This window comes from Salinicola peritrichatus (genome assembly GCF_003206715.1).
Taxonomy (GTDB): Bacteria; Pseudomonadota; Gammaproteobacteria; order Pseudomonadales; family Halomonadaceae; genus Salinicola; species Salinicola peritrichatus.
Map to the genome: position 1 here is coordinate 130292 of NZ_PZJU01000041.1, position 10201 is coordinate 140492.

Genomic DNA, 10201 nt, shown 5'->3' on the forward strand with positions numbered 1-10201 from the left:
AGCTAACGGTAAATACAGCAAGACACGGTCAGCGAAACGCTTTTTCCAGCGCGAAGCGCTGTACCGGCTCGCCGCTGACGTCGACCTGCTCGCAGAACATGTCCAGTGGGCGTACCCACAGGCCGTAGTCGCCATAGAGCGCGCGATAGACCACCAGCCACTCCTCGGTCTCGCTGTGCTGGGCCACATCGAGCACTTCGTAGAGATGGCCCTTGTAGTGGCGATAGATCCCCGGCACGGGGCGCTGGGTATCACTCATGGAACTCACTCTCCTGAATCAGTGATGGCAGCGTCGATGCTTCGGCCGTGCGCCGGGCCTTCTCGGCGAGCCGGGTCAGCACGCGGCCGGCGGCGGTGAAGCCGAAGGTGCCGGTGACCACGCTGACCGCGCCGAAGCCGGAAGCACAGTCGAGCCGGGTGGCCTGGCCCGGCTCCGGCTTCTGCAGGCAGACCTCGCCATCGTCGCCGGGATAGACCAGCTGTTCGTCCGAATAGACGCACTCGACCCCGAAGCGACGCTTGGGATTGCGCGAGAAACCGTGGTCACGGCGCAGCCGCGCGCGCACCTTGGCCAGCAGCGGGTCGTGCTCGGTACGGGTGAGATCGGCCACGCGCACTCGGGTCGGGTCGCTCTGGCCACCGGCGGCACCGGTCACCGTGATCGGCAACTTGCGCCGCCGGCAGTAATGGATCAGGGCCGCCTTGGCACCGACATGGTCGATGGCGTCGATCACATGGTCGGCATCCGCCGGAATGCGCTCGGCCAGATTGGTCGGGGTGATGAAGGCGGCATCGGCGTGGATATCGATACCCGACCAGATCGCACGGCAGCGCTCGGCCAGCACCTCGACCTTGGGCCGGCCGATCTGGCCGTCCAGCGCGTGGAGCTGGCGGTTGACGTTGGAGACGCAGACGTCGTCCAGGTCGATCAGGGTCAGCCTGCCGATGCCCGAGCGTGCCAGTGCCTCGGCACACCAGCTGCCGACACCGCCGACGCCGACCACCACCACATGGGCATGGCGGAAGGCGTGGGCGGCGCGGGTGCCGTAGAGGCGGCGGATGCCGCCAAAGCGGAAATCGTAGTCGTCGTTCTCTGCGGTCGCGGTATCGTCGCTCATGAACTCTCGCCGATCGGTTCGGCCGTCGCTGCTGGCTCGCTGGCGTTTTCCCAGCGCGCGGCACTGTGGGTCAGGTGCGCCTGCCAGCCGAACCGGGCCAGCAGGGCGGCAAAATGGTCGTCCGGGGCGGCTTCCAGCGTCAACGTACGCGCTTCCCGGGGATGCCGGAAACAGAGCGACACGGCAAAGAGCAGCAGATGCGGACAGTCCAGATGATCGCGGAAATAGCGATTGTGAATACCCTTGCCGTGCTTGGCATCGTTGATGATCGGATGACCGCAGCGTGCCAGGTGGCGTCGGATCTGATGCCGCCGTCCGGTCGCCGGTCGCGCTTCCATCAACGAATAGCGCGACTGCGGGTAGCGGTCGATCGCCACCGGAATCTCCACCGTCGCCAATCGCCGCACGTGGGTCAGCGCCGGCTGGGCCGGCATCTCCGCCTTCGGCCGGATGCCGTCTTCTTCGCGCAGCGGGGCGTCGATGATCAGCGCTTCCGGTCCCCAGCCGCGCACCACCGCCAGATAACGCTTGGTCACCCGGTGCTCGCTGAATTCCCGCGTCAGCGCGGCGGCGCTATCGGGATCGAGCGCAAACAGCAGCACGCCGCCGGTCGGGCGGTCCAGGCGGTGCACCGGGTAGACGCGGCGGCCGATCTGGTCGCGCAGCGTCTGCAGCAAGAAACGCGTCTCGCCGCGTGCCAGCGCCGTGCGATGGACCAGCATGCCGGGCGGCTTGACCACGGCGATCAGGTGGTCGTCGCGGTAAAGTATCGGTAAAGGAGACGCCGGCAGTTGGGGGAAAGCGCTCATGTCGACCTGTTTCGCGAGCGGAACAGGGCGCTATTGTTGGGGCATGGGGATGGGATCGCAAGAGCCGACGGGCCGGTGTTGATGATTTAGCGTCATGCTAGGCTCGGATGGATGCGTATCCAAGGAATGAACATGAGCGAGCGACAACCTCCCCATCTGGTCGTGCTGACCGGCGCCGGCATCAGCGCCGAGAGCGGCCTCAAGACCTTCCGCGATGGCGACGGACTGTGGGAAAACCACCGTATCGAAGATGTCGCCACGCCGGAAGCCTGGGCCCGCGATCCCGCTACCGTATTGCGCTTCTACGACGAGCGGCGCGAGCAGACTCGCAGCGCCCGGCCCAACGCGGCCCATCGGGCACTGGCCGAGCTCGAGACGGCAGGTTTCCGCGTCAGCGTCGTCACCCAAAACATTGACGATCTCCACGAGCGTGCCGGCTCGCGCCATGTCCTGCATCTGCACGGCGAGATCCTGCTGGCGCGCTCTTCGGTCGACGACGATCTGCGCTATCCGCTGCCGAACGGCGGTATCGCCATCGGTGACCTCTGCGACAAGGGCAGCCAGCTACGCCCTGACGTGGTCTGGTTCGGCGAGTCGGTGCCGCGCTACGCGGAAGCCTGCGATCTCGTTGCCGAGGCCGATGCGCTCCTGGTCGTCGGCACCTCGCTGGCGGTGATGCCCGCCGCGCTGCTGCTCGAGCAGGCGCCGTTAGAGGCGCCGTGCTGGCTGGTCGACCCCAACGCCCGCGAACTGACGCCGGCGGGTGTCAGTCCCATCGCCGAGCCGGCCAGTCGGGGCGTCCCCGAGCTGGTCGCCGAATGGCAAGCGCGGGGCGGCTTCGCGGACTGAACGACCGAACAGCCTTCCCGGCCTTTCCTTGAGTCTGATCAGACGGTCGTAGACGACGATTATTCGGCCTTTGACCTATTTTGCCGCCCGCCGCAGTGCGGCAGAATAGCGTCCCCGGTTCGCCGGGTACCAACTCGTAACATTCCAGAGCCACTCGAGTGGCCGGGCTCGCCAGGTTCCGTGCGTAAGCAAAGCGTTCGCGCAGAACCAATCCTGGGCCTTGAACCGCTAGGACACATATCATGTTTGAACGCATCAACCGGCTATTCCCGGTCTGGGTCGTTTTGCTGGCCGTCATCGCCGCCTTCCAGCCCCAGCTCTTCGTCGGCTTCAAAAGCGACATCCAAACGCTGCTCGTCGTCATCATGTTCGCCATGGGGCTGACGCTGACCCGCGAGGACTTCGCGCGCGTGATCAAGGCGCCCAAGCCGGTTGCCGTCGGCGTGGTGCTGCAGTTTCTGATCATGCCGCTGGCGGCGCTGCTGGTCTCCCGCGTGCTCGGCCTCAGCCCGGAACTGACCACCGGCATGGTGCTGGTGGGCGCCACCGCCGGCGGTACCTCCTCCAACGTCATGACCTGGCTCGCCGGCGGCCACGTGGCGCTCTCCGTGACCATGACCATGGTTTCCACCGTGATCTCGGTGGTGGCGACGCCCTTCATCACCTGGCTGATCGTCGGTCGGAGCATCGATGTGCCGGTGCTCGGCATGCTGATGAGCATTGCGCAACTGGTCCTCGCCCCGATCGCACTCGGCGTGATCGTGCACCACCTGCTCGGCGCACGCATCCGCAAGATCGAACCGGCGCTGGCGACGCTCGCCATGGCGGCGATCATACTGATCATCGCCATCGTCGTCGCACTCAACGCCGGCAACTTGACCACGCTGGGCCCGATCGTCGCGCTGGCGGTCATTGCCCACAACGGCATCGGGCTCGCCGCCGGCTACTGGCTGACCCGTGCGCTGGGTTTCGACATCCGCACCGCGCGCACCATTGCCTTCGAGGTCGGGCTGCAGAACTCCGGTCTCGCGGTCTCGCTCGCCAACCAGTTCTTCACTGCCGGCGCGGCATTGCCGGGTGCGCTGTTCTCGGTCTGGCACAACGTTTCCGGTTCGCTGCTGGCGGGTTACTGGAAACGGCGCGGTATTTCGTCTGCCATCACCAAGCCCGGGGCAGGGGAGAGTGTCAGCCGCTGATTCGATTGTCACGGATGTTTGCTCAATTCCGGCGCTAGGAAAGCGGGGCGAGATGATAGAATCCGCCCCGTTTTTCGCAGAATAGAGACTAACGATACATGCGTGACGACGCCGAATTCTCGACCGGGACAGGCTCCATGGGTGCCTGCGACGAGGCTATCGGATGCGATCCGGGGACTGGGCAGTCATGTCCTCCACGTCGTGAATTCAAGGCGCGGGGCAGTTTCGTCGAACGTTGCGACGGCTGTCGTCTGCCGGTCTTGAACTGCCTCTGTCCCTACCGCGTCAGCGCGACCAGTGATGTCAGGGTGTGGCTGTTGACGCACCCCTTCGAGCATCACAAACCGACCAATACCGGGCGGCTGATTGCCGACGTGCTGCCGCAGAGCGAAATTTTCACCTGGTACCGTACCGCGCCGGACGAACGCCTGCTCCAGCAGTTGACGGACAGGCGCTACGTACCGTTCGTCGTCTTTCCGGACGATCAGCCCGACTATCAGCATCGCGTGGTCGACGAGCGTGCCGTCGCCAGTGCCAAGCAGGATGACTTCATCCCGGTCTTCATCCTGATCGACGGTACCTGGCGCCAGGCTCGGCGCATCTTCCGCAAGAGCCCCTACCTGGATGGCCTGCCGGTGCTGCCGCTGCATACCGAGCGGCTGACTCGTTATCGGCTGCGCAAGCCGGCCTCGGCTTCGCACCTGTGTACCGCCGAAGTCGCCGCCGAACTGCTGCGCAAGACCGGCGATGTCGCCGCCGCCGGCATACTCGACGACTACTTCGACGCCTTCAACGATAGCTACGCCGCCAGCCGCATCTACCACAAGCTCGAAAAGCCCACCCCGGCGATGCAGCGCCTGCTCGAGCGTCGTGCCTTCGGCTCGCAAATGGCCCGGGTCTTCTCGCCGGAGTAATTTTTCCACTCATTGACTGAGTCTGCTGGCTCGAAAAGTGGGGAAGTGCTTCTGGTTCATGATACGTTATGTTGTAACATATCTATATGTTCCGTATCTACTTGGAAGCAAGGGAAATTCAGTCATGAAGTCAGTTTCAGCACAGAGTCTGTTGGCGATCGGTCTATTCCTGGCCGGCAGCGTCCAGCTTGCGCAGGCTCACGATCACGACCATGCCGACGATCACTCTCATGAGCATGCACACGATTATAAGCATGAGCACAGCCACGACTCGGACATCTATGCCGGCTACTTCGATGACGACCAGATCGAGGATCGCGAGCTGTCCGACTGGGAAGGGGACTGGCAGTCCGTCTATCCCTACCTGCAGGATGGCACGCTCGACGGCGTGCTCGCCCACAAGGCCGAACATGGCGATGAAAGCGCCGACGAGTACAAGACGTATTACGAGGAAGGGTACAGGACAGATGTCGAGCGCATCGTGATCGATGGTGATGAGGTGACCTTTCATGATGACGGAGGCAGTCACACTGGCGAATATGCCTATGACGGCTACGAGATTCTGAACTATGAAGCGGGCAATCGCGGCGTGCGTTATATTTTCGAGCGGAAGAGCGGCGACGAAGACGCACCCAAGTTCATCCAGTTCAGCGATCATGCCGTCTATCCTACGGACGCCGACCACTACCATCTCTACATGGGTGATGACCGTGCCGCGTTGTTGGAGGAGGTCGTCAACTGGCCAACCTACTATCCGTCGTCGCTCAGCGGCGATGAAATCGCCAAGGAAATGATGGCGCACTGACAGTGCCGTGCGTGGAAAAGCGAGTTAAAACAATCGTTTCCTTCATCTGATACGAAGCCTCCGGCACGATTCCCCTCGCGCCGAAGGCCTTGGCAATGTTATTGTCTGCGCCGTGCGCCCGAATAGCTCAATTGGATAGAGTACCGGCCTTCGAAGCCGTGGGTTGCAGGTTCGAGTCCTGCTTCGGGCGCCAGTCCACCTTCCCAAGCGTTCCCAGATGTTCTTTTAAGACGCTGAAAGGGAAGAAAAATAGGAAGTCTTCTTCCTCGTTGTTCCTCTCTGTTCCTACCAAATCTGGCATACAAAAGGTATAGTTTCTGGCCTGCCTACCTGTTATATCTCGGTCGATATACCTGCATGCCGCTAACCGTTCGTCAGATCGAAGCAACCAAGCCAGGGGCGAAGGTCAAAACCCTCTCGGATGGCTCGGCCATTTCCCTCGTCTGTCGCCAGACATTGGCTGTCACTTCCCTTGCCCGAAGCGGCGAGCTCGCTAGAGTTCGATCTTCGAGGTGCATTTGATATCTTCCATAGGTATCTCGGTCTTGACGCTTTGGACGATCTTCAGGCCGGTCAGATTGTGTATCTGGAACTGCCGATACGCGGCCAGATCCTCGACAGCTACCCTGAGCAGGAAATCGCAGTCACCGGCCATGAGATGGCATTCCAGCACCTGGGGCATCTCCTTCACCAGCGTGATGAACTGATCGACCGTGGCTTCGTCCTGGCCGGTTAGCCACACACGGACGAAAACGCTGACGCCCACGCCGACCTTGGCACCATCCAGAAGTGCCGCGTAGCCACGTATCACGCCAGCCTCTTCCAGTAGTCGTACTCTTCGCAGGCAGGTGGAAGGAGCGAGCCCGATCCGCTTGGCGAGTTCCAGATTCTGCACTCGGCCGTCCCTTTGCAGGGCGTTCAATATCCATTTGTCCGTCTTATCGAGTGGATATGGTCTTGAATTCAAATTTCTCTCCCGACTTGCAATCCAGTTCCATAATCTACCGCTTTAGCGGTGCATAAAGAACCTAATTTCGCGCTCTGTTCGATAGTCTATTCATCACTTCATGGCTAGCGAGCACGCCTTATGCAACCGATGTCCAAGACTGCGTTCTATCCTAGGAATGAGATCAAGCGAGGAATGAAGGACTCGCTTCCCGTCATTATCGGCTTGGTTCCATTGGCGCTGGTACTGGGCGCGCAAGCGAGTCAGAAGGGAATGAGCATCGCCGAGGTGTCGTTGATGACTGCGCTCAACTACGCCGGCGGATCCGAGTTCGCCGCGGTCGAGCTGTGGTCCTCGTCACCGGATATCGCTCTGATCGTGGCAATGACATTCTTGATCAACAGTCGTCACATCGTGATGGGGGCCACGCTGGCTCCTCTGCTGAAACACCTGTCTTACCGCAAGACGGTGCCTGCTCTTTTCTTCATGTGTGATGAGAGTTGGGCGATGGGGCTTAACGATGCAAGAAGTTCATCGCGACCCCTATCTTTCAGCTTCCACTATTACCTGGGTGTTGCGCTGTTGCTCTGGTTCAACTGGGTGGCTTTTACCTCCGTTGGTGCGCTGATCGGCCCAACCTTGACCGATATCCGGGCCTGGGGGTTCGACATGGTGTTTCCTGCCGTATTCCTCGTATTGATGAGAGGCATGTGGAGAGGGCGTAGCTTTGCATTGCCTTGGGTGACCAGTCTATTGGTCGCTTTAGGGGCATGGCTATGGCTACCCCAGGGATGGTACGTCCCGGCTGGGGCGACTGGCGGATTATTGGTGGCATATCTGTCGGGGGGCGAACGCTGATGGTCTCGTTCGATGCGGCGTTGACGATAGCTCTCATGGGACTAGCCACTTATTCCACTCGCCTGATCGGCTTCCTCGCGGTCAGTCGTCTGGCATTGAATGCCAGAGCGACTCGCGTCATGGAAGTTGCTCCCGGCTGTGTGCTCATCACGGTAATAGCGCCTCGATTCGTCACCGGGGACATGGGTGAGTTGCTGGCACTGGCGATTACCTTGCTGGCAGCCATCCGCTTTTCGCTGCTTTCCACGGTCATGATCAGTGTGATCTCGACGGGTTTGTTGCGACACCTGCTGGGCTAGGCATGCACATGTTCCGGGAGTTCGACAGCCTGGTTGGTCCGGTAGTCGAACCGCCGCTGAAAATCTCAACCCCGCTTCAGAAGCGATCTCCATCGCGAGGGCGTCATGCCGAAGGCTCGCCCGAAGGCGCGCGTCATGTGGCTCTGATCGGCGAATCCCGCCGAGAGCGCCGCTTCACTCAGGCTGATGCCGGTGGCAATGCACTGCCTGGCGAGATCCAGCCGACGTAGCGTGAGGTAGCGATAGGGACTGGTGCCGAACAGCGCACGAAAGTCGCGGGAGAGCGTCCAGCGCTCCTGACCGGATATCGACTCGAGATCGCCCAGCGTCACGCCCTCATGAGTGTGGGCATCGAGATAGTCCCGAACCCGGCTTGCCGCGCGGTAGTCGGGTGTCGTTCGCGAGCGGGCGATCCGGGTATCGCTGTTGGCTTCCAGTACGGCGGCCAGGTCGGCAATGCCGTTCTCCTCTTCGAGCGCATCCAGAGGCGTTTCGACCGAGGTCAGGAGAAAGCGGACGGCGTCCCTCAATCGCGGGTCCGTCGACAGGCCGCCGGTAATGTGGGGCAGGGTCCTGCCGCCCAGCGCGGTCTGGATCAGCGCCGGGGCGATGTAGAGCATGCGGTAGCGAAACCCGCGCTCGTCGCCGGCGTGGCCATCGTGGGCCTCGTCCGGGTGGAGCACCATGACGGTGCCGGGCAGGCTGTGCCGATAGTCGCGCCGGTAGTGGAAGCTCTGCACCCCATCCAGCGTGATGCCGATGGCGAAGGTGTCGTGGCGGTGGGTGTCGTAGGCATGACCCTGAAAGCGGGCCTCCAGACGCTCGATGTGAGAAGGCGAAGCCACGATGCACCAGTCGGCACTGTTATCGGCCATGGCGGTTCCTGTCATAGCAGCGGTGCGACAACGTAATCGAAGAACATCATCACTGCGACCACGACGAGCAGAATCGCCATGATCCGGTTGCAGAGACGAAAGTATCTCGGCTGATGGATTTGCTTGCCAACTATCTTGCCTACCCCGAAGTAGAGCGCGGGAGCGCCGCCGCCGCCCAGGGCGATGAGTGCCGAGCAACCGAACAGCGCGATGCCGGTGATTTCCCGGCCTGGAAACATGACCGTGGTGATCGGGATGACGACGAGTGAGTTCTTCGGGTTCAGCAACTGCATGAAAAATCCATTGCCGAAGCTCAACCTCCCGGGATGGGTCTTGTCCTGGTGCTCCGAGACAGTCGGGGTCGATGTGAATACCTTGAACGCCAGGTAGAGAATATAGGCGCTGCCGGCCAGCGCGATATAGGGGATCAGGTCCCGGACGATCAGAATCTGGCCCGCGAAACCGATCACGGCGAACCAGCAGAAGATCGCCAGTGCCACGCCAGCGAAGAACCCCCACGTCTCCCTGAGCGAGGCGCTCAGCCCTTCGTTCAGGCTCAGCAGATTCACGGGGCCGGGGGTGTACATCACGGTGAACGCGTACAAAACGATCTCCATCTCTCTGCCTCGGGGATAATGCTGTCTCAAGTTGATCGATAGGCTAGAGATTCCGATGATGAAGGTCTTGAATGATCCTGCAGCAAGTGGCCTCGGGCGATGCCGGGAAATTCACCGCTTCTCTGGAGATTTCGGCGCGCCGTAGCATGTGCGCATATTTCTGCACCCACCTATTGGACGTCACTACGATGAATGTGGAAGTCTTTCAACCCGGAGACGAGCACAGGCCGGCGTTTCTGGCTGCCGTTCGGCGCAGCAAGTCCGTTTTTGATCGCTGGGTCGCTCCGCCAGACACTCCGGAGAGATACGCTGATTATCTGCGTCGGTACTCGGTGGATACGCACTACAGCTATTTGGCCAAGACGGGGGACGGCACTCTGGTTGGTTGTATTAATCTAAATGAGATCGTTCGTGGCTCGCTCCAGTCCGCGTACCTTGGCTACTATGCATTTCATCCGAACCAGGGAAAGGGACTGATGAAAAAGGCTATGAGTGCCGTGCTTTCGCTTGCCTTTGGCACACACGAGCTTCATAGATTGGAGGCTAATATCCAGCCAGGTAACATGCAGTCGGTGGGTCTGGTTAAATCATTGGGTTTTCGACTGGAGGGTTATTCTCCGCGCTACCTGAAAATTGATGGTGAGTGGAGGGACCATGAGCGCTATGCCATCACATCGGAAGAGTGGCCTTCGGGAACAGGCCAACGTCGCTGAAACCCTTGAGAAGTGGGTACACGGTGGGTTTGCTCCTTTCCGGCATCGTTTTGCTCTTGTCCCGCTGTGTCCGCACCGAATTACCATGGTTCATGATTTTGGTGCTGAAACTGCGTAATAACCGACAAGAAGCACACGATAAGAGGACGGCAGCATGAACCTGGAAATACTCTATCTCTTTGTGCCGGCTAGTGTGGTGTTT

General features: G+C 60.9%; 13 protein-coding genes and 1 tRNA gene. 8 read left to right on the forward strand and 6 right to left on the reverse strand.

The window, feature by feature from the left end; genetic code table 11:
• Positions 1 to 28 precede the first annotated feature (28 nt).
• From DOM57_RS15035 to DOM57_RS15045, 3 genes are read right to left on the reverse strand one after another with little or no spacing between them, the layout of a single operon-like run.
• Entirely contained in the window at positions 29 to 259 is a 231-nt protein-coding gene (locus DOM57_RS15035) for a DUF1653 domain-containing protein (protein ID WP_110649998.1), read from the reverse strand.
• Entirely contained in the window at positions 252 to 1118 is an 867-nt protein-coding gene (gene tcdA / locus DOM57_RS15040; RefSeq protein ID WP_110649999.1) for a tRNA cyclic N6-threonylcarbamoyladenosine(37) synthase TcdA, read from the reverse strand. The genes DOM57_RS15035 and tcdA overlap by 8 nt, the downstream gene beginning before the upstream one ends.
• Positions 1115 to 1927 carry a pseudouridine synthase gene (locus tag DOM57_RS15045; protein ID WP_110650000.1) on the reverse strand — a complete coding sequence of 271 codons (813 nt, stop codon included), beginning with the start codon at positions 1925 to 1927 and terminating at the stop codon, positions 1115 to 1117. Before DOM57_RS15045 ends, tcdA begins: the two co-directional genes overlap by 4 nt.
• Positions 1928 to 2059: 132 nt before the next feature.
• Here DOM57_RS15045 and DOM57_RS15050 point away from each other — a divergent pair, with 132 nt between their 5' ends.
• From DOM57_RS15050 to DOM57_RS15070, 5 genes are all read left to right on the forward strand, one after another.
• Entirely contained in the window at positions 2060 to 2776 is a 717-nt protein-coding gene (locus tag DOM57_RS15050; protein WP_110650001.1) for an SIR2 family NAD-dependent protein deacylase, read from the forward strand.
• A 242-nt stretch (positions 2777 to 3018) separates the two neighbouring features.
• Positions 3019 to 3972 (forward strand): bile acid:sodium symporter family protein, encoded by a 954-nt coding sequence (locus DOM57_RS15055; RefSeq protein ID WP_110650002.1) that lies wholly within the window; start codon positions 3019 to 3021, stop codon positions 3970 to 3972.
• A gap of 137 nt (positions 3973 to 4109) precedes the next feature.
• Positions 4110 to 4886 (forward strand): tRNA-uridine aminocarboxypropyltransferase, encoded by a 777-nt coding sequence (locus DOM57_RS15060; protein WP_110650019.1) that lies wholly within the window; start codon positions 4110 to 4112, stop codon positions 4884 to 4886.
• A gap of 124 nt (positions 4887 to 5010) precedes the next feature.
• A complete protein-coding gene (locus DOM57_RS15065) occupies positions 5011 to 5691 on the forward strand; it encodes a ZinT family metal-binding protein (RefSeq protein ID WP_110650003.1) in 681 nt (226 codons plus the stop codon).
• A gap of 116 nt (positions 5692 to 5807) precedes the next feature.
• Positions 5808 to 5884 (forward strand) — tRNA-Arg (locus tag DOM57_RS15070).
• A 300-nt stretch (positions 5885 to 6184) separates the two neighbouring features.
• On the opposite strand, the gene DOM57_RS15075 is transcribed toward DOM57_RS15070, so the two are convergent.
• Positions 6185 to 6658 (reverse strand): Lrp/AsnC family transcriptional regulator, encoded by a 474-nt coding sequence (locus DOM57_RS15075; RefSeq protein ID WP_110650004.1) that lies wholly within the window; start codon positions 6656 to 6658, stop codon positions 6185 to 6187.
• Positions 6659 to 6832: 174 nt separating this feature from the next.
• Here DOM57_RS15075 and DOM57_RS15080 point away from each other — a divergent pair, with 174 nt between their 5' ends.
• Together DOM57_RS15080 and DOM57_RS15085 are read left to right on the forward strand one after the other, a co-directional pair.
• Positions 6833 to 7495 (forward strand): AzlC family ABC transporter permease, encoded by a 663-nt coding sequence (locus DOM57_RS15080; protein WP_204352987.1) that lies wholly within the window; start codon positions 6833 to 6835, stop codon positions 7493 to 7495.
• Positions 7495 to 7794: an AzlD family protein gene (locus tag DOM57_RS15085; protein ID WP_110650006.1), complete on the forward strand. Its 300-nt coding sequence runs from the start codon at positions 7495 to 7497 to the stop codon at positions 7792 to 7794. Before DOM57_RS15080 ends, DOM57_RS15085 begins: the two co-directional genes overlap by 1 nt.
• A gap of 65 nt (positions 7795 to 7859) precedes the next feature.
• Here the strand turns inward: DOM57_RS15085 and DOM57_RS15090 are convergent, their stop codons facing one another.
• Positions 7860 to 8669 carry an AraC family transcriptional regulator gene (locus tag DOM57_RS15090; protein WP_110650007.1) on the reverse strand — a complete coding sequence of 270 codons (810 nt, stop codon included), beginning with the start codon at positions 8667 to 8669 and terminating at the stop codon, positions 7860 to 7862.
• An 11-nt stretch (positions 8670 to 8680) separates the two neighbouring features.
• Entirely contained in the window at positions 8681 to 9286 is a 606-nt protein-coding gene (locus tag DOM57_RS15095) for a LysE family translocator (RefSeq protein ID WP_110650008.1), read from the reverse strand.
• A 71-nt stretch (positions 9287 to 9357) separates the two neighbouring features.
• Here DOM57_RS15095 and DOM57_RS15100 point away from each other — a divergent pair, with 71 nt between their 5' ends.
• Entirely contained in the window at positions 9358 to 9999 is a 642-nt protein-coding gene (locus tag DOM57_RS15100) for a GNAT family N-acetyltransferase (protein WP_110650009.1), read from the forward strand.
• Positions 10000 to 10201: the final 202 nt, after the last annotated feature.